The sequence below is a fragment of the Cobetia sp. PDI-23MA genome (assembly GCF_059507735.1).
This window is the reverse complement of the sequence record NZ_CM183352.1, coordinates 625,639-643,737: the sequence shown is the minus strand read 5'-3', so window position 1 is coordinate 643,737 and position 18,099 is coordinate 625,639. Positions and strand designations below refer to the sequence as shown.

At 63.8% G+C, this 18,099-nt stretch carries 15 protein-coding genes; 5 read left to right on the top strand and 10 right to left on the bottom strand.

Features of this window, described 5'->3' with window-relative positions:
- Positions 1–158 precede the first annotated feature (158 nt).
- The 3 genes from prpB to AC5WNJ_RS02745 all read right to left on the bottom strand — a co-directional run bounded on the left by prpB (position 159) and on the right by AC5WNJ_RS02745 (position 3,166).
- A complete protein-coding gene (prpB, locus tag AC5WNJ_RS02755) occupies positions 159–1,070 on the bottom strand; it encodes a methylisocitrate lyase (protein WP_176676215.1) in 912 nt (303 codons plus the stop codon).
- A gap of 73 nt (positions 1,071–1,143) precedes the next feature.
- Complete coding sequence (locus AC5WNJ_RS02750) at positions 1,144–1,923, bottom strand: GntR family transcriptional regulator (protein WP_107335487.1); 780 nt, start codon at positions 1,921–1,923, stop codon at positions 1,144–1,146.
- 370 nt (positions 1,924–2,293) lie between these two features.
- Positions 2,294–3,166 (bottom strand): alpha/beta fold hydrolase, encoded by an 873-nt coding sequence (locus tag AC5WNJ_RS02745; RefSeq protein WP_176676214.1) that lies wholly within the window; start codon positions 3,164–3,166, stop codon positions 2,294–2,296.
- 256 nt (positions 3,167–3,422) lie between these two features.
- Here AC5WNJ_RS02745 and pabB point away from each other — a divergent pair, with 256 nt between their 5' ends.
- A complete protein-coding gene (pabB, locus tag AC5WNJ_RS02740; RefSeq protein ID WP_176676213.1) occupies positions 3,423–4,874 on the top strand; it encodes an aminodeoxychorismate synthase component I in 1,452 nt (483 codons plus the stop codon).
- A 215-nt stretch (positions 4,875–5,089) separates the two neighbouring features.
- Positions 5,090–5,716: a phosphoadenosine phosphosulfate reductase domain-containing protein gene (locus AC5WNJ_RS02735; protein WP_176676212.1), complete on the top strand. Its 627-nt coding sequence runs from the start codon at positions 5,090–5,092 to the stop codon at positions 5,714–5,716.
- 136 nt (positions 5,717–5,852) lie between these two features.
- Here AC5WNJ_RS02735 and cysB read toward each other — a convergent pair whose 3' ends face one another.
- Positions 5,853–6,824: an HTH-type transcriptional regulator CysB gene (gene cysB / locus AC5WNJ_RS02730; RefSeq protein WP_043333969.1), complete on the bottom strand. Its 972-nt coding sequence runs from the start codon at positions 6,822–6,824 to the stop codon at positions 5,853–5,855.
- 176 nt (positions 6,825–7,000) lie between these two features.
- On the opposite strand from cysB, the gene AC5WNJ_RS02725 reads away from it, so the two are divergent.
- Both AC5WNJ_RS02725 and trxA read left to right on the top strand, forming a co-directional pair.
- Positions 7,001–7,777: a sulfite exporter TauE/SafE family protein gene (locus AC5WNJ_RS02725; RefSeq protein ID WP_176676211.1), complete on the top strand. Its 777-nt coding sequence runs from the start codon at positions 7,001–7,003 to the stop codon at positions 7,775–7,777.
- 249 nt (positions 7,778–8,026) lie between these two features.
- Positions 8,027–8,350, top strand: coding sequence for a thioredoxin (gene trxA, locus AC5WNJ_RS02720; protein WP_043333971.1), 324 nt, complete (start codon positions 8,027–8,029; stop codon positions 8,348–8,350).
- Positions 8,351–8,484: 134 nt separating this feature from the next.
- Here the strand turns inward: trxA and AC5WNJ_RS02715 are convergent, their stop codons facing one another.
- From AC5WNJ_RS02715 to AC5WNJ_RS02695, 5 genes are all read right to left on the bottom strand, one after another.
- A complete protein-coding gene (locus tag AC5WNJ_RS02715; RefSeq protein ID WP_253063161.1) occupies positions 8,485–9,768 on the bottom strand; it encodes an AI-2E family transporter in 1,284 nt (427 codons plus the stop codon).
- Positions 9,769–10,118: 350 nt separating this feature from the next.
- Positions 10,119–11,930 carry an acyl-CoA dehydrogenase C-terminal domain-containing protein gene (locus AC5WNJ_RS02710; RefSeq protein ID WP_176676210.1) on the bottom strand — a complete coding sequence of 604 codons (1,812 nt, stop codon included), beginning with the start codon at positions 11,928–11,930 and terminating at the stop codon, positions 10,119–10,121.
- A 442-nt stretch (positions 11,931–12,372) separates the two neighbouring features.
- Complete coding sequence (locus tag AC5WNJ_RS02705) at positions 12,373–13,137, bottom strand: SDR family NAD(P)-dependent oxidoreductase (RefSeq protein ID WP_176676209.1); 765 nt, start codon at positions 13,135–13,137, stop codon at positions 12,373–12,375.
- A gap of 81 nt (positions 13,138–13,218) precedes the next feature.
- Positions 13,219–14,889 (bottom strand): AMP-binding protein, encoded by a 1,671-nt coding sequence (locus AC5WNJ_RS02700; RefSeq protein ID WP_176676208.1) that lies wholly within the window; start codon positions 14,887–14,889, stop codon positions 13,219–13,221.
- Positions 14,890–15,139: 250 nt separating this feature from the next.
- Positions 15,140–15,757: a TetR/AcrR family transcriptional regulator gene (locus AC5WNJ_RS02695; RefSeq protein WP_495930373.1), complete on the bottom strand. Its 618-nt coding sequence runs from the start codon at positions 15,755–15,757 to the stop codon at positions 15,140–15,142.
- Between the two features lie 117 nt (positions 15,758–15,874).
- Here AC5WNJ_RS02695 and AC5WNJ_RS02690 point away from each other — a divergent pair, with 117 nt between their 5' ends.
- The gene (locus tag AC5WNJ_RS02690) at positions 15,875–17,095 is read left to right on the top strand and encodes an acetyl-CoA C-acyltransferase (RefSeq protein WP_176676206.1); all 1,221 of its coding nucleotides are present in this window, start codon (positions 15,875–15,877) and stop codon (positions 17,093–17,095) included.
- A gap of 145 nt (positions 17,096–17,240) precedes the next feature.
- Here AC5WNJ_RS02690 and pstB read toward each other — a convergent pair whose 3' ends face one another.
- Positions 17,241–18,083 carry a phosphate ABC transporter ATP-binding protein PstB gene (gene pstB / locus AC5WNJ_RS02685; RefSeq protein WP_176676205.1) on the bottom strand — a complete coding sequence of 281 codons (843 nt, stop codon included), beginning with the start codon at positions 18,081–18,083 and terminating at the stop codon, positions 17,241–17,243.
- Positions 18,084–18,099: the final 16 nt, after the last annotated feature.

Genomic DNA, 18,099 nt, shown 5'->3' with positions numbered 1-18,099 from the left:
TCATTGAGTTGTTCTTTTTCTTGTAGGGCATAAAGCGTCAAGCCCCTCGCCGGCCAGGCGTCTGCCAGCGAGGGTGAAACGATCGGGCCGAAAGTGCCGGCCCGTGAAGCCAATGGCCTCCTGAGACGAAACATGGCATCCGCCTCGAGCGTCTGGCATCAATCCTTGCGGCTTTCGACCTCGAACAGGGTGTCCAGCTTCTGCTCGAAGGTGTGGTAATCGAGGAAGTCGTAGAGCTCCATGCGGGTCTGCATGTCGTCGACCACGTCCTTCTGATCACCCTTGTCGTGGATGTTCTGGTAGACCTTGAGGGCGGCGGCGTTCATGGCGCGGAAGGCGGACAGCGGATAGAGCACCATCCGGCAGCCGACGTCGCCCAGCTCGCGCTGATTGAACAGCGGCGTGGCACCGAATTCGGTGATGTTGGCCAGTATCGGCGCGTCGACGCCCTCGCAGAAGGCACGGTAGTCCTCGAGGGTATGCACCGCCTCGGCGAAGATCGCGTCCGCTCCGGCTTCGACACAGGCGTTGGCACGCGCCACGGCGGCCTCGAGCCCTTCCTTCTGGAAGGCATCGGTACGCGCGATCAGGTAGAAGTCATCATCACGGCGGGCATCGGCAGCGGCCTTGATGCGGTCGACCATCTCCTGGCTGGAGACGATCGCCTTGTTGGGACGATGACCGCAGCGCTTCTGGGCGACCTGATCTTCCAGATGCACGGCCGCCACACCGGCACGCTCCATCTCCTGAATGGTGCGCGCGATGTTGAAGGCGCCACCCCAGCCGGTGTCGATGTCCACCAGCAGCGGAAGCTCGCTGGCAGCGGTGATGCGACGCGCATCTTCCAGCACGTCATTCATGCTGGTCATGCCCAGGTCCGGCAGACCGTAGGAGGCGTTGGCCACGCCGCCACCGGACAGGTAGATCGCCTGATGCCCGACGCGCTCGGCCATGATGGCGGTATAGGCATTGATGGTGCCGACGATGGGCAGCGGACGATTGGCTTCCAGCGCCGCGCGGAAGCGGGCGCCGGGGCTTGGCAAGGCGGTGGAACTCAGATGGCGTGACATGACATCTCCCGGGCTGGGCCCATGACGGGGTTGGAATTGTTGGGGGTGATCCGGTCGCAAGCGGTGTGGCAGTTCACTCCTCGCCCTGCTCCTCCTTGAGCGTGGCGGCATAGCGACGAGCGACGTTCTCCCGAGAGGCGCTGACGTGGCGCCGCATCAGAAGCTCCGCCAGCTCCTCGTCGCCGGCCTCGATGGCATCGACGATACGGTGGTGCTCGACGAAGGCCTTCTGCGGACGCGAGCCACTGGCGCTGAACTGGGTGCGATACATGCGCACCAGGTAGTAGAGGTCGTCGCAGAGAATCGTCATCAGCATGTGGTTGTGGCTGCCGAGGACGATCTGATAGTGGAAGTCGAGATCGCCTTCCTTCTGGAAGTAGGCGGTGCCGGTCTTGAGGTCCGACTGCTGCTCGTGGGTCTTGAGCACGCTGCGCAGCCGCGTGACCTCCTCCTGCGTCATGTGCCGCGCCGCCAGACGCGCAGCCATGCTCTCCAGCGCCTCACGCACGTCGAACAGCTCCAGCAGCTCGGTCATCGAGAGCTTGACCACCCGCGCGCCGACGTGGGGCACGCGCTCGATCAGGCGATGGACCTCGAGACGACGCATCGCCTCACGCAATGGGCCGCGCGAGATGCCATAGGCCTGCGCCAGCCCCGGCTCGGTGATCTTGCTGCCAGGTGCCAGCTCACCGCGCACGATGGCGTCCTGCAGCTGGTGGAAGACGCGCTCGGCCAGGGTGCGCACCTCAGGCGCCGGAGCACTGGCGGAGGCGGTGTGGCCTGCCTGCTCGGCAGTGGCGCCGCGCGCGAGGCTTCGAGCGGTGGTGGCATTGTGAAAGGCATCGGTGGTCATGGTGGTCAGGCGATCCGGCTGGACAAGGGGCTGAGACAGGACAATGGCGATGAGGGACTTTCAGCACCATTGTCGACAATCATTCAATGACTGCCAGACTAGCCAGCGAGCCTGAGTGGGTCAAGACACAATCCGCCAAATCCTCTACACCTTTGGCGTAAGAGAGTTGGCATGCGTTGGATAAACGGCTGCAAGAACAAGGACGAACCGCCTGAGAAGCCGCCATTTCAGCCTTCACACACCGACAGGACAGAGGCATTCCAGCTGGCAGAGGCCGAGACGAAAGACGCCCCGTCAGCACAGGCTGACGGGGCGTCTTTCGTCTCAAGGCCAGACCGCTCATCGGCCGGCTTGTCGACAATCATGCGATTTATGTGAAGCTGAGCTCCGCGCCGATGCGGCGGGGTTTCTGGAAAGGCAGCGAGTGATCGGTGCCGGGAATTTCCAGCGATTGCCAACCTACATGACGCTCGGCCAGCAGGCTGTGATAGTCGCGCAGGGTCTGCGGGCTCTTGCCACCGACCAGGCTGCGCACCTCGCTGCCTGAGGCCAGCACGTCGGCCAGCAGTGCCTCGCGGTCGATCTCGCGCACGGCATGGGTGACACAGTCCAGCGCATTGGCAAACCCCAGATGGCGATGCGCCAGACGTGCCACCATCATGCGCTCGGCGCGCGGGTTGCGCGTACGATGCGGCGAGATGAGGTCGAGAAAGGCGGTGATGCCCGCCTCGGGGCTTGGGGCTTCGCGCATGGCACGCGCCGCCGCGGCGTAGCCGTCACGCACCTTGACCATGGTGGCGTGGCATTCGCGCTCCAGCAGCGCCGGCTCCAGCAGGCTGATGTCGCCGACCTTCACCTCCGGGCGCTCGGCGCGCAGGCGCTGGACGAGACGCATGGCGACCAGCCCGCCGAAGCTGTAGCCGATCAGGTCGAAATGCGTGATGCGCTGGGTCTCGATCAACGCCATCACGTCCTCGACCACCTGCTCGAGAGTGAAAGGAGGCTCGCCACCCTGCGGCGCCAGCGTCTGCCCCATGCCACGCAAGTCGGGGATGATCAGTTCATCATGGGCCGTGAGATGCCCGACCAGCGGTGCCCAGGTCAGCGTACCGGCCACCCCCGCGCCGTGCAGCATCAGCAGACGACGCCCGCCCTGGGCGTCATGCCGCTTGAGACGCTGCCAGAAGATGTTCTGATCGGGACGTGACAGCAGATGTTGGCCATGTTCGAACTCGGGATGCATGCAAGGGCTCCGGTGGGGTGCCAGGGGCTGGGCAAGAGACTGGGCAATAGGGCTAGGCAATAGGGCTGGGCGAATGTCTGCACGTGCGCCAACGCCGTCATCGATGACAACGCAGGGCATTCAGAGGCAGGCACCTTAATCAGCACGCAGGAGAACGGCAAGCCAACAAGGGCCGCCCCTCACCGGAATCCGCACGCATGGGCGGACAAAACGCCTCCGGATGCCTAGAATGCCCTGTCCGCCAACGGAAGCTGTCATGACCATCTCGCTCGAAATCAACGCCCTACCCTACGCCCTCACCGCCGAGGATGAAGCCTCCACGCTGTCGCGCTTCGCACGCCTGCGTACGCGACCCGACGCCGTGCTGCTCGACAGCGGCCAGCCGTCGCTGGCCGGCGGTCGCTTCGACATCATCAGCAGCGACCCGCTGGCCGTACTGGAGCAAGGCCCACAGGGTGGCAAGCTCACCGGCCCGCTGCCGGAAACGATGCGGGATCTGAGCCAGTTCAGTGAAGCGCTGGAGCGCCTCGCCCGTCTGCCGGTGATCGAGGCCCAGCGTCAGCTGCTGACCCTGCTGCCGCAGACGCTGGCAGGCGAAGAGCTCGCCCGGCATGACCTGACAGCCGAGGACCTGCCGTTCATCGCCGGCCTGCTGGGCTACTGGAGCTACGACTTCGGGCGCGCGCTGGAAGACCTGCCCGCCACGACCGAGGACGACATCGCGCTGCCCTGGGCGCGTCTTGGTCTCTATGACTGGGCATTGATCAGTGACCATCAGCGCCAGCAGAGCTGGCTGATCGCCTCGCCCCAACGGCGCAGGCAGGTATTGGAATGGCTGGAGCAACCCGCGCCGCGCAGCGCTGACTTCGCCCTCGACACCCCCTTCTCGCCGCTGCTGGATCGCGCAGGCTATGGAGAGCGCTTCCGCCAGGTGATGGAGTATCTGCATGCCGGTGACTGCTACCAGATCAACCTGACCCAGCGCTTCTCCGCCGAGTGCAGCGGTGATAGCTGGCACGCCTACCTGCGTCTGCGCCAGGCCACGCCGACACCTTACGCCGGCTATCTGAGCTGGCAGGACGCCAAGGGCGAGGAGATGGCGATCGTCTCCGTCTCGCCGGAGCGCTTCGTCGAGGTCAATCACCGCGCGGTCGAGACCAAGCCGATCAAGGGCACCCGCGCACGTGGCGCGACGCCGGAAGAGGACGCCCGGCTGGCCGCCGAGCTGCTGGAAAGCCCCAAGGACCGCGCCGAGAACGTGATGATCGTCGACCTGCTGCGCAATGACCTGGGCCGCGTCTCCGCGCCCGGCAGCGTCAAGGTGCCATCGCTGTGCGCGCTGGAGAGCTACGCCAACGTGCACCACTCCGTCAGTACCATCACCAGCACCCTGGATGAAGGGCGCGATGCGCTGGACCTGCTCGGCGCCGCCTTCCCCGGCGGCTCCATCACCGGCGCGCCCAAGATCCGTGCCATGCAGATCATCGAGGAGCTGGAGCCGGTACGCCGCAGCGCCTATTGCGGCAGCCTCGGCTATCTGGATATCCGCGGCCACATGGATACCTCCATCGCGATCCGCACGGCGGTGATCGCCGAGGGCCAGGTGCATCTGTGGGGCGGCGGCGGCCTGGTCGCCGATTCCGAGGAAGAGGCCGAATACCGCGAGAGCCTGGCCAAGATCCAGCGCCTGATGGAAGCGCTTGGCTGACAGGCGATGTTATAAGGCATCATGAGTGCCATAACTCGATGACATATAACGATCGAACGAATTCGTATTGGGGAAGCGGTGCCTGCCTTTGATAGGGTAGGCGCATTCCTGCACGTCTCCTTGAGCGCTCCCCGCCTCTGCTGATGGTCTTTCCTGGCCATTGATCAGCCCTGCGCCCCGCTCCATCGGACGTGCCCTCGTTCTGGAGACTCCTCATGTCCGATACCTTCGATCTCTCTCGCATCAACGCCGAATTCGGCAACGACCCGGAAGCCTTGACCCGCTGGGCCCTGTCGCTGGACAAGCACGCCATCTGCACCACCAACTTCCGTCCCTTCGAGGCGGTGATCCTGCACATGGTGACGCGCTTCCGTCCTGACATCCCGATCGTGTGGATGGACAACGGCTACAATACCGATGCCACCTATCGCTTCGCCGATGAGGTGACGCGCAAGCTGAACCTGAACCGCATCATCTATCTGCCGCAGCGTACGCGTGCGCACCGTGAAGCCGTCGATGGCCTCACTCCGCATATCGATGACCCGCGCCACGAAGCCTTCACCCGTGAAGTGAAGCTCGAACCGTTCGAGCGTGCGCTGCGCGAACTGAACCCCGAGATGTGGTTCACCGCCGTGCGCGCCAGTGACACCGCCTTCCGTGCCGGCATGCAGCCGGTCTCGCTGAATGGCGATGGCCTGATCAAGGTCGCCCCGGTGCTCCACTGGTCGTCCAAGCAGATGCACGAGTACCTGGTCGCCCATGACCTGCCCAACGAGTTCGACTACGTCGACCCGACCAAGGCGGAAGACAACCGCGAGTGTGGCCTGCACCTGGCACACTGAGCCCTGTGGTTGACGCTGTGCGCTCGAATCGCCCAGCCAGCAAAAAGCCCGCCTCTCAGGAGGCGGGCTTTTTCATCTGCGCTGTGGCAGATCAGGCGAGCGAGGCTCAGTCCACCGACACTCAGTCCACCGGCACTCAGCGCACCGGCAGCTCGATGTCGTGGAAGATCTCATGCTCGTGGCGCGGGCCGGCGGCCAGTGCCGCTTCGACACGCTCCCGCGTCAGGTGCGGCGCGAAGCGCTCGACGAATTCGAACATGTAGCTGCGCATGAAGGTGCCGCGGCGGATGCCGATCTTGGTCGTGGAGCTCTCGAACAGATGCGTGGCGTCCAGCGCGACCAGGTCTTCGTCGGCCACCTCATCCACTGCCATGTGCGCGACGATGCCGATACCCATGCCGAGCCGCACATAGGTCTTGATGACATCGGCGTCCGAGGCGGTCAGCACCACGTTGGGCGCCAGGCCGTGGGACTTGAAGGCATCGTCCAGCTGGCTGCGGCCGGTGAAGCCGTAGGTATAGGTAACCAGCGCATAGCTGGCCAGCGACTCGAGGGTCAGTTCCTCACCATTGGCCAGCGGATGATCCTTGGGCACCAGCACGCAGCGATTCCAGCGATAGCACGGCAGCAGGATGAGGTCGTTGAATAGCTCCAGCGACTCGGTGCAGATGGCGAAGTCGGCCTGCCCCTCACTGACCATGTTGGCGATCTGCTTCGGCGTACCCTGCTGCATGTGCAGCGCGACATCCGGGTACTTGCGCGTGAAATCGGCGATCACCGGCGGCAAGGCATAACGCGCCTGGGTGTGTGTGGTGGCGATCGACAGGCTGCCACGACGGTCATCACTGTGCTCCTGGGCGACGTGCTTGATGTTCTCCACCGTGCGCAGCACCTGGCTTGCCAGCTCGACGATGGACTCGCCGGCCGGGGTCACCCGCGTCAGGTGCTTGCCACTGCGCGCGAAAATTTCGACGCCAAGCTCATCTTCCAACAGACGAATCTGCTTGGAAATGCCCGGCTGGGAGGTATACAGACTTTGCGCGGTGGCGGACACGTTCAGGTTGTGGCGGGTGACTTCCCAGATATAACGCAACTGCTGGAGTTTCATGCGGCTTCACTCTCCTGAGAAGCACCATCGACGCGACGCGGCGTGACAGTGGCCCGGACATGGCCGGTCACCTTGCTAAGATGATCGGGCGATAAAATCATGAATAATGATTCCTTTCGGGAATATACGCTCAAGAGTAGATTGGCGACAGTAACCTGACAAGGGGGTAGGTAGGGATGGAAGTCACACAACTGCTGCTATACGTGCTGGCAGGCGCCGGAGTGGGTTTCGCGGTCGGTGTCACTGGCGTGGGCGGCGGCTCGCTGATGACGCCTCTGCTGTTGATGTTCGGCTTCCCGCCGCACATCGCCGTGGGCACCGACCTGCTCTATGCCGCCATTACCAAGGCGGGCGGCGCCTTCGCGCACCATCGCCAGGGCCATGTGGACTGGACCATCGCCCGGCGCCTGGCCATCGGCTCGCTGCCGGCGGCGCTGTTGACGATTGCGGTCCTGCATACCTTCTTTACTGACCCCACCGCCTACGCGGGCCTGATCAAGGGCATGCTCGGTGTAATGTTGATCCTCACCGCCGGCGTGCTGCTGTTCAAGAAACGCCTGCTGGGGCTGATCAGCCCGGAAAGCTTCATCGTACGCCACGCGGCACCGCTGACCATTCTGGCCGGCATCGTGCTCGGCGTGTGCGTCACCCTGTCCTCCGTGGGTGCCGGTGCCTTCGGCGCTGCCGTGCTGATCATGCTGTTCCCGCTGTTGAGCACCGCGCGCATCGTGGGCACCGATATCGCTCACGCCGTACCGCTGACGCTGGTCGCGGGATTGGGACATCTATGGCTGGGCAACGTCGATTTCCTGCTGCTCGGCGCATTGCTGGTCGGCTCACTGCCTGCCATCAACCTTGGTGCACGCCTGACGCGCCACATGCCCAGCGGCCTGCTGCAGGGCCTGCTGACGACACTGCTGCTGGGACTGGGTATCCGTTACGCCTTCTTCTGAGCTCTCCTTGCTGAAGGGCCTTCGCACAGGCAATACCAAAGTCGGGGCAGGCAATCCACATTGCCTGCCCCGTTGCTATTCCCTCAAACCAATAAAACAGCTATAAAAACACTAGCGATCATAACCCCGTGCTATTGAGCCGATGGGCAATGCTCATTTGTCAGTGATGCAAAGTGGCGCTACCATCGGACGCAGCCTGCATGTCCGGCAATGCCGCAGACAGCGAAACGAATCCCCTGGAGAAACAAGATGTCCAATCACGTCGATGTCACCGGCGCCAACTTCGAACAGGAAGTTCTCAACGCTGAAGCCCCGGTCCTGCTGAAGTTCTGGGCCCCGTGGTGTGGTCCGTGCAAGATGATGGCGCCGGTCGTCGAAGAAGTCGCCAACGAGAAAGGCGAAGGCCTGAAAATCGTCAACGTGAATGTCGATGACGCACCGGAAATCGCTGCCGAGCAAGGCGTGCGTGGCGTGCCGACAGTGATCCTGTTCAAGTCCGGCGCCAAGGTCGCCTCTCTGGTCGGTGCCCAGTCCAAGGGTCAACTGAGCCAGTTCATCGAGCAGAACCTCTGAGTCGACTTGCTGACAGGTGACTGGCCCACCAGCCACCGCGCACTGATTCGATAATCAAAGGCCCCGTCACGCACAGCGTGACGGGGCCTTTGGCATTCAGGCAGCGGGTCATCCACGCAGAGCTGGCCCGTAGGTCACTCCTCCGCCAGGCGACGACGACGGCGAATCCGGCGCACGGAGGGGCCCAGCAGACGCGCCGCCCAGCGCGTGCCCGGGTGCGAGTCGAAGGCGATCTTGAGCGTCATGGTGATCGGCACTGACAACAGCATGCCCACCGGCCCGAACACCCAGCCCCACACCACCAGCGACAGGAAGGCGGCCAGCGTCGACAGCCCCAGGGTGCGCCCCATCACGCGCGGCTCGATCAAGTTGCCGAGAATGAAGTTGATCGCCAGGTAACAGCCGCCCAGCATCAGCGCCTTGACTGCGCCACCCTCCGGCATCACCAGCGTCAGCAACACCGCAGGCACCGCGGCCAGTGCCGAGCCGATGTTGGGGATGTAGTTGAGGCAGAAGGCCAGCGTGGCCCACAGGAAGGCAAACTCCACATCGAGCACCAGACAGCTGATCGCGACCAGCCCCCCGGTCACGAGGCTGATCAAGGTCTTGACCGCCAGATAGCGGCGCAGCGTCAGCGAGAACAGCGTGAAGCGCCGCAGACTGACATGCGGGCTGCGCAGCGTGCTGACCAGCTTGTCGCGCAGTGACAATGCCTCGTAGAGCAGGAAGGTGGCCGTCAGCACGATGATGACGCTCGAGGACAGCAGGCCCCCGAGCCCGGTCAGTAGATTCGGCACCCACTGGGTCAACGAGGCCGGGTCGACCAACTCGCTGAAGCGGGCCGGCGCGATGGATACGCCGCTGTCTGCCAGCCATTCCAGCATGCTCTGATACTGTTCGCGCAGGCTCTCCTCAAGCTTGGGCATCTCATCGCTGAACAGGGTAAAGCGCGAGACCAGCAGCGCCGTCAGCGACGAGAACAGCACGCAGACCGTCAGGATGACGATGGGCACCCCGAAGCGTTGCCCGATGCCGTGACGGGCCAGCCAGCGCACCGGCGCATCGCAGACCGCAGCGACGAACACCGCCAGCAGCAGCGGCACCACCAGGTCCGCCGCCAGCTTGAGGCCGCCGATGATGATGACCACTGCGGCCATGCCGACCAGCAGGGGGTGAATCTCCAGCGCGCGGCGCACGTTGGGCGCGTGGCGAGAACGCCCGGAGCGTTCGAGCGCCTCCTGCTGACGCTCGTCGCGTGGCACCTGCATGCGTGTCACGGCCTCCTCGATGGAAGTGCCCTCACTGACACTGCGTGGCTCGCCAACGCTATCGTCAGGCGCTTGCGCATCGGCCATCTGCGCCTCGGGCGGCACTTCCTCGTGCCGCGATCTTTCCTCAGGCGTATCGTTCGCGTGCATCCTGCGCCACCTATCCTGTCAATGCTTGCCATCAGTACATGCCATAAGTACTTGCCATCAGCACATGCGCGTCGCTGCCCCGCGGGTTCATCGGGACAGCCATCGATGCGCCTATCTTGGGCGCATGCCTGTCACAAGCCAAGACTGAAACGAGATTGATTGCTCGTGCCGGGAAAAACTCCTGCCTGACACCAAGCGCACAAAAAATGGGGAGACCGAAGTCTCCCCAAGGGTACCGAGTCAGAGCGCACTGACTGGAGGCATAAGACACGACTGTTGCCGATACATCGAACTGCTGAGTCTTGAAACTTCGCTAAGGCTTGAAACTGCTCTCAGGCTTGAAACCGTCATCAGATCTCGAAGCCGCTGCCGAAGCCTTCCACCGTCGGCGCCATCAGCGTCTCGCCACCGGCGCGAATCATCGCGGCATGGCCTTGCGTGCGCGGCAGGATGCGCTGGAAGTAGAAGCGCGCGGTATCCAGCTTGGCCTGATAGAAGGCAGTATCCCCTTCGCCGGCCGCCAGCGCCGCCCTGGCCGTCTCGCCGGCACGAGCCCACAGGTAGCCCAGCGCGACGTAACCGGCGTACATCAGGTAATCGACACTGGCGGCGCCGACCGCTTCGCGGTCCTGCATCGCGCCCATGCCCACCGCCATGGTCAGCTCGCCCCATTCGCGGTTGAGCTCGGCGAGCGGATTGGCAAACTCGCTGCCTTCGCTGGCCTGGCAGAACTTGTGGATCTCCTTGGTGAAGACCTTGAGCGATTCGCCCTGGCTCATCAGGATCTTGCGGCCCAGCAGGTCCAGCGCCTGGATACCGGTGGTGCCTTCATAAAGCAGAGTGATGCGCGCATCGCGCACGAACTGCTCCATGCCCCATTCCTGAATGAAGCCGTGGCCGCCATAGACCTGAACGCCGTGATTGGTCGCCTCGAAGCCGGTCTCGGTCAGGAAGGCCTTGACGATGGGCGTCAGCAGGCCGAGCAAGGTATCGGCACGTGTTTTGTCTTCGCTGTCCGGGGCATTCTCGACGATGTCATTGAACTGGGCGGCATACATCACCAGCATGCGCCCACCCTCGGCGATGGCCTTCTGGGTCAGCAGCATGCGGCGCACGTCCGGATGCACGATGATCGGGTCGGCCGCCTTCTCCGGCGCCTTGGCACCGGACAGGGCACGCATTTGCAGACGGTCACGCGCATAGCTCAGCGCATTCTGGAAGCTGGCCTCGGCCAGCGCCACGCCCTGGATCCCCACCCCGAGACGCGCGGCATTCATCATGGTGAACATGCAGGCCAGTCCCTTGTGCGGCGGGCCGACCAGGAAGCCTGTGGCGGAATCGAAGTTCATCACGCAGGTCGCGTTGCCGTGAATGCCCATCTTGTGCTCGATGGAGCCACAGCTGACGCCATTGCGCTCACCAGCCTCGCCATTGGCGTCGGGCAGGAACTTGGGCACCACGAACAGCGATATGCCACGCGAGCCTTCCGGGGCATCCGGCAGCTTGGCCAGCACCAGGTGCACGATGTTCTCGGAAAGATCGTGCTCACCGGCCGAGATGAAGATCTTGGTGCCGCTGATGCGGTAGCCCTTGCTGTCATCGCTGTCATCCAGCGGCACGGCACGTGTCTTGATCAGGCCCAGGTCCGTGCCGCAATGCGGCTCGGTCAGGCACATGGTACCGGTCCAGCTGCCTTCGACCAGCTTAATCAGATAGGTCTGCTTGAGCGCCTCGCTGCCGTGATGCTCGAGTGCATTCATCGCGCCATGCGAGAGGCCCGGATACATGCCCCACGACAGGTTGGCGGAGGCGACCATTTCCGAGAGCACCATCGCCAGTGACGGTGGCAGCCCCTGACCGCCATGTTCCGGTGAGGCAGCCAGACTCGGCCATCCGCCCTCGACATACTGCTGATAGGCAGCCTTGAAGCCGCTCGGCGCCTTGACCTCGCCGCCCTCGAAGGTACAACCCTCGCGGTCGCCCGACTGGTTCAGCGGCGTCAGCACCTCGTGCGCGAAGCGTGCGCCCTCCTCCAGGATGGCGGTCACGATATCGTCGCTGGCCTCATCGCCACCCGGCAGGCTGGCATAGTGAGCGGGATAGTCGAGCAGCTCATTCATCACGAAGCGGATGTCGCGCAACGGCGCCTGATAGTCCGGCATGCTTTACTCCTTGAGCCGTCGCGGCACGGCGGCGCTGAATCAAAAGGAATGGTGATGGGCTTGCTGTCGTTGTTGCTCAAGACTCATGAAAGAGGCGAAAAGACGACTCCCACACACCATCAAACATGCGTTTGAAATTAGCGCCTCCTCCAGTTGGTCGTCAAGCGGTCGTTTGATTTCTGGTCTGCGACATTGGTGGCAAGCCCTGTCTCATCGGTGGCAAGTCCTGTCTTCAGGCCGCCCCCGCGCGCATGGCAGAAACAAGAGATGACACGAGAAACAGACGCAAAAAAGCCCGACCGCAGCCGCGATCGAGCAATATCTCCCCCAGAGATAACCTGTCCTGCAAGATTCCTTGTGTCCCGTGCTCTCTCCAGAGATCCTATCCAGAGATGCCGATCCAGAGAGCCGATCCAAATGTTAAAGGCCTTGCCCGCCAGCCTCAGGCCATGCGAATGCTGCCATCGAGGCGGATCACCTCCCCATTGAGCATGCTGTTGGTGATGATGTGCTCGGCCAGACGCGCGAACTCATCGGGCTTGCCCAGTCGCTTGGGAAACGGCACCGCCTCGCACAGCGCTTCACGGGCAGGCTCCGGGATGCCGGCCATCATCGGTGTCTCGAACACGCCGGGCGCAATCGCCATCACGCGAATGCCATGGCGTGCCAGCTCACGCGCCATCGGCAGCGTCATGCCGGCGACCCCGGCCTTGGAGGCGCTATAGGCACACTGCCCCACCTGGCCATCGAAGGCCGCGACCGAGGCGGTATTGAGAATGATGCCCCGCTCGCCGTCCTCGCCCTCGGCGGCATTGCGCGCCATGCGTGCCGCCGTCAGGCGCGCCACGTTGAAGGTACCGCTCAGGTTGATCGCCAGTGTCTTCTCGAAGCCCTCCAGCGGAGCAGGCTCGCCATCACGATCCACCAGCTTGGCGACGCTCACCATCCCCGCACAATGGATCACCCCATGAATGGCACCGAAGGTCTGCTCCGCGACATCCAGCGCGGCCTCGACACTGGCGCTGTCGGTGATGTCGCAATGACAGAAGCATGCCGCCTCCCCCAGCGCATCGGCCTGTTCACGTGCACTCTCCGAGAGATCCGCCAGCACCACCTGGCCGCCGGCCGCGACGATACGTGACGCCGTGGCGGCCCCGAGGCCGGATGCTGCGCCGGTGATAAAAAAGCAGTGGTCGGCGATCTTCATGAAACGAGTCTCCCGAAAGGTGATGGCAGGAAAGGTGATGAGAGGCAGGCGATGACAGAAAAGTCCCGTAGATGGCGGCGTTCAGCTTTCGCGCGCCTGTGCCCGCAGCAGGAAACGCTGGATCTTGCCCGACGGCGTCTTGGGCAGGCTGTCGACGAAGTCGATCTCACGCGGATAGCTGTGCGCCGAGAGTCGCTGGCGCACGCTGGCGCGAATTTCCTCCGCCAGTTCGTCACTGCCGACATGGCCATCGCGCAACACCACATAGGCCTTGATGATCTCGCCGCGCAGCGCATCCGGCTTGCCGACCGCCGCCGATTCCGCCACCGCCGGATGCACCAGCACAGCGTTCTCGACATCCGCCGGGCCGACGCGATAGCCCGCGGTGGTGATGATGTCGTCATCACGCCCGGCAAAGGTGAAGCGCCCATCGGGCTCTGCCACCACCACGTCTCCGGTCAGGTAATAGCCCTCGACGCAGGGTTGCTTCTCCTGCCAGGTGTAGCCGGCGAAGAAGTGCGCGGGAGAGCGGGCGATATCCACCGCCAGCACACCCGGCTCGCCCGGCGGCAGCTCACGATACTCGGCGTCGAGCACGGCAAGTCGGTAGCCGGGCAGCGGGAAGCCGACACTGCCGACCACGACCTCATGGGCCAGCGCGTGATGATTGCAGCAAGTCATGCCGGTCTCCGTCTGGCCGTAATGGTCCATCACCGCACAGCCCAGCTCCCGCGCGACCCAGCCCACTACCTCGGTGTTGAGGGGCTCGCCAGCGGAGCTTGCGACCCGCAGGTTCAGGCGCTCGAAGGCGCCTTCGCCGAGCCCGGAGGCCTTGAGCATGCGATAGGCCGTGGGCGCGGCCGCGAAATTGTCGATGCGGTGACGCTCCAGGAAGGCCAGCCCGCCTTCTGCACTGAACGGCGCCTGCATGAAGTAGGTGGTGGCCCCCAGCAACAGCGGGCCGGTGATGGCGTAATAGAGCCCGTAAGCCCAGCCGGGGTCGGCCATGTTCCAGAAGCGCTCGCCGGGGCGCAGGTCCACCGCCAGGCGTTGATAGAGCCAGAAGGCCGGCAGCGCATTCAGCGCCACCGCCACGCCCTTGGGCTTGCCGACCGTGCCGGAGGTGAACATCTGCAGGAAGGGCGCCTCCGCCGGAAGCCACACTGGCGGCTCGGTCAGTGGCTCGCTCTGCATCAATGTCTGCCAGTCGAGATCACCCGCCTCCAGCGCATCTTCCTCATCGCGCACGCAGATGATCACGGGATGGCGGGCGAGCTCTGTGAACTTGCTGCGCTGGCTCGTCTCGGTGATCACGATCTGCGTCTCGGCGCGCGACAGGCGATAGTCGAGCGCATCGGTGCCGAAGGCGGTGAACAGCGGCTGATAGACGGCGCCCAGCCGCCAGGTCGCAGCCAGCGCGATCATCAGCTCCGGCGTACGCGACAGCATGCAGGCGACCCGCTGCCCCGCCATCACGCCCTGTGCCTTCAAGGCAGCCGCCAGCCGCGCGCTCTGCTCGTCGAGCTGTGCGTAACTCAGCTCACGTACCCGGCCCTGTTCGTCTTCGTGGACCAGCGCGATACGTTCGCCCTGCCCGGCGCGCAGATGACGCCCGACACACGCCTCATAGGCATTGCCGAGCTCGCCCTCGTCATTGGTGTCGAGCGGCGTGGTGAACAATTCATCGCGCAGTGCCTGGATATCGAAGGCGGCCAGATAATCGCTCAGCGTCTGGCTGGCGGCGGGTTGCATGGCGTATGAATTCGCAGATTCAGCAGAGGGGGCGCGTGACGTGCGGTTTGTTGTTGTATCGCTTGGCGTCATGGCGTGACTGGCTCCTGAGTGGTGCTCCGGGGCGAAGTGAGATGACTGGGCGCCAGCCATCTACAGTTAACGTAAACGTCAAGTTAGCGACAAGCCTGTCGGGCGGCAAGCATTGTGATGCTCGACTGGCCAAAAGTTGCAGACGCTGCGTAGCAGACGCCGTGTACCGCACGCTCGTTCAGGGCAGACGACACAGGCTGTCGACCAGTGCCTCAGCCAGCTCATCGGGGAAGCGCTCTCCCTCGGGGCGATACCAGCGTACCGTCCAGTTGAGCGCGCCGAGCATGAACTGGCGCAGCAGTGTGGCGTCGCCCTTGAGCAGCCCTGCAGCGACGGCAGAGGCGATGGCGTCACGCCACAGGTCTTCGTAGTCATCACGCAGCTGGACGAGATGCTCGCGCGCCGGGCCCTCCAGCCGCCGCCACTCATAGAGCGCGACCACATGGGCATTGCGATCGGTGAGCAGCGTGTCCAGATGTGCGCGCGCCAGGGCCAGCAGTCGCTCACGCGCCTGCTGCTGCGATGCCGCCGAGGCGGTCACTTCGCTTGCCTGGCACGGCTCGCAGCGCGCCAGATGCTCACGGGCGATGGCCAGCGCACTGAACATGCCCTCCTCGATCACGGCGCACAGGATTTCCTGCTTGTCGGCGAAGTGATGGAAGAGGCTGCCGGACTTGATGCCCATTTCCTGGGCCAGCATGCGGACGGTGGTGCGATCGAAACCCTCCTCGACGAACAGGCGGGCGGCGATGCGGACCAGCTCCTTGCGACGGGGTGAGGCGGTGGCTACATTCATCGTATAACTAGCGCTTGCTTGGTTTATGGGATTGAATGGATCAAAGCATAGCCACGCAGTGATCACAACGCCGACTGCACGACTCGATCTTCCAATAACAAGACACAGGAGACCGTCATGACGACCGCTTCCCGCACTACGCCAAGCCCTTCCGCCAGCGCCGATGACATCGTGATTCTCGCCGGCGCCCGCACGCCGATGGGTGGCCTCAAGGGCTCACTCTCGACGCTGAGCGCGCCACAGCTCGCCGCCGTGGCCATCAAGGCGGCCATCGAACGCGCAGGCCTCACGCCTGCCGATGTCGACGAGGGCATCTTCGGCTGCGTGCTGCCCGCTGGCGTCAAGCAGGGTCCGGCGCGTCAGGCCATGCGCCAGGCCGGCGTGCCGGACAGCATCGGCGCCACCACCATCAACAAGCTATGTGGTTCCGGCATGAAGGCCACCATGTTGGCGCATGACCTGATACGCGCAGGCACCAACCGCATCATGCTGGCCGGCGGGATGGAATCGATGTCCAACGCTCCGCATCTGCTCACCCAGGCACGTGGCGGCTATCGCCTCGGCCATGGCGAGCTGAAGGACCACATGTTCTTCGATGGGCTGGAAGATGCCGAGACCGGCAAGCTGATGGGCGTGTTCGCCCAGGAAGTGGCCGATGCCCGCGGCTACGATCGCCAGCGCATGGATGACTTCGCCATCGAATCGCTCAGGCGTGCCATGACGGCCACCGAGTCGGGCGACATCGCGCCGGAAATCGCCGCCGTCACGGTCAAGAGCCGCAAGGGCGAGAGCGTGGTCGAGCAGGACGAGCAGCCCTTCCAGGCCAATCTTGACAAGATTCCCGCCCTGCGTCCGGCCTTCGCCAAGGACGGCACCATCACCGCCGCCAATGCCAGCTCCATCTCCGACGGCGCCTCGGCGCTGGTGCTGACGCGCCGTGATGAAGCCGAACGACGCGGGCTGGCCGTCAAGGCGCGTATCCTCGGGCACAGCACCCACTCCCAGCACCCCAGCGAATTCACACTGGCGCCCATCGGCGCCATCGACTCGCTGATGAAGCGCCTGGAGTGGACCACGGACGACGTCGACCTGTTCGAGATCAACGAGGCCTTCGCGGTGGTCACCCTGCTGGCGATGGATGCCCACGATATCCCGCATGAGAAGGTCAATGTCTTCGGAGGGGCCTGCGCCCAGGGGCATCCGGTCGGCTCCACCGGCTCACGCATCATCGTCACTCTGATCAACGCGCTGGAGCGCCGTGGCAAGAAACGTGGCATCGCGGCGCTGTGTATCGGCGGCGGCGAAGCCACCGCGATCGCCGTCGAGCTGGAAGACTGACATCCTACTCGACACTGACTCGACCTGATGCTGCAACGACACGAGGCCCGGATCATGGATCCGGGCCTCGTGTCGTCGTGCGGCCTGAAATGCTCTCAGACAGCTATCAAGGGCTCAGCCTTCCGAGCCCTGACGCTGGCGCCGCTTAGCCATAGCGACCAGTGATGTAGTCCTCGGCCTTCTTGGTATTCGGATTGGAGAACATCGTCTTGGTGTCGTTGTACTCCACCAGCTCGCCCATATGGAAGAAGGCGGTGTAATCAGCGACACGTGCCGCCTGCTGCATGTTGTGCGTCACGGTGACGATGGAGAACTGGGTCTTCAACTTGTCCATCAGGTCTTCGATGGTCGCGGTGGAGATCGGATCGAGCGCCGAGGTCGGCTCATCCATCAGGATGACGTCAGGCTTGACCGCGATGGCACGCGCGATGCAAAGACGCTGCTGCTGGCCACCGGACAGCGAGGTGCCCGGCTGGTCAAGAATGTCCTTCACCTCTTCCCACAGACCCGCATCACGCAGCGCGCTCTCGACCAGATCATCCTTGTCGGCGCGGCGGCTGACCAGGTCGTGCATGGTCGGCGCGTAGGCGATGTTGTCGTAGATGGACTTGGGGAACGGGTTCGGCTTCTGGAACACCATGCCGACGCGACGACGCAATGCCACTTCATCCATGTCGCGCGCGTTGACGTCACGGCCATCCATCTCGACCAGACCTTCGATGCGCACGCTGCGGATCAGGTCATTCATGCGGTTAAGGCAGCGCAGGAAGGTCGACTTGCCACAACCGGAAGGGCCGATCAGAGCGGTGACATTTTTCTGGAAGACATCAATGTTGATGTTCTTCAACGCCTGCTTCTCGCCGTACCACAGGTTGAGATCTTCCACACGAATGGCCAGCTCGTGGTTGGCATCTTCGTTCGTGACGACCGGGCTACCGGGACGAGTGGCCGCGGCAGGCTTGGCGGGAGTGGCGACGGTGCTGTTCATGTCTCGTATTCCTTTA

Bases quoted from the DNA above. Each gene is read 5' to 3' on its own strand.
- prpB (WP_176676215.1), bottom strand. From the start codon at position 1,070: ATGTCACGCCATCTGAGTTCCACCGCCTTGCCAAGCCCCGGCGCCCGC.
- AC5WNJ_RS02750 (WP_107335487.1), bottom strand. From the start codon at position 1,923: ATGACCACCGATGCCTTTCACAATGCCACCACCGCTCGAAGCCTCGCG.
- AC5WNJ_RS02745 (WP_176676214.1), bottom strand. From the start codon at position 3,166: ATGCATCCCGAGTTCGAACATGGCCAACATCTGCTGTCACGTCCCGAT.
- pabB (WP_176676213.1), top strand. From the start codon at position 3,423: ATGACCATCTCGCTCGAAATCAACGCCCTACCCTACGCCCTCACCGCC.
- AC5WNJ_RS02735 (WP_176676212.1), top strand. From the start codon at position 5,090: ATGTCCGATACCTTCGATCTCTCTCGCATCAACGCCGAATTCGGCAAC.
- cysB (WP_043333969.1), bottom strand. From the start codon at position 6,824: ATGAAACTCCAGCAGTTGCGTTATATCTGGGAAGTCACCCGCCACAAC.
- AC5WNJ_RS02725 (WP_176676211.1), top strand. From the start codon at position 7,001: ATGGAAGTCACACAACTGCTGCTATACGTGCTGGCAGGCGCCGGAGTG.
- trxA (WP_043333971.1), top strand. From the start codon at position 8,027: ATGTCCAATCACGTCGATGTCACCGGCGCCAACTTCGAACAGGAAGTT.
- AC5WNJ_RS02715 (WP_253063161.1), bottom strand. From the start codon at position 9,768: ATGCACGCGAACGATACGCCTGAGGAAAGATCGCGGCACGAGGAAGTG.
- AC5WNJ_RS02710 (WP_176676210.1), bottom strand. From the start codon at position 11,930: ATGCCGGACTATCAGGCGCCGTTGCGCGACATCCGCTTCGTGATGAAT.
- AC5WNJ_RS02705 (WP_176676209.1), bottom strand. From the start codon at position 13,137: ATGAAGATCGCCGACCACTGCTTTTTTATCACCGGCGCAGCATCCGGC.
- AC5WNJ_RS02700 (WP_176676208.1), bottom strand. From the start codon at position 14,889: ATGCAACCCGCCGCCAGCCAGACGCTGAGCGATTATCTGGCCGCCTTC.
- AC5WNJ_RS02695 (WP_495930373.1), bottom strand. From the start codon at position 15,757: ATGAATGTAGCCACCGCCTCACCCCGTCGCAAGGAGCTGGTCCGCATC.
- AC5WNJ_RS02690 (WP_176676206.1), top strand. From the start codon at position 15,875: ATGACGACCGCTTCCCGCACTACGCCAAGCCCTTCCGCCAGCGCCGAT.
- pstB (WP_176676205.1), bottom strand. From the start codon at position 18,083: ATGAACAGCACCGTCGCCACTCCCGCCAAGCCTGCCGCGGCCACTCGT.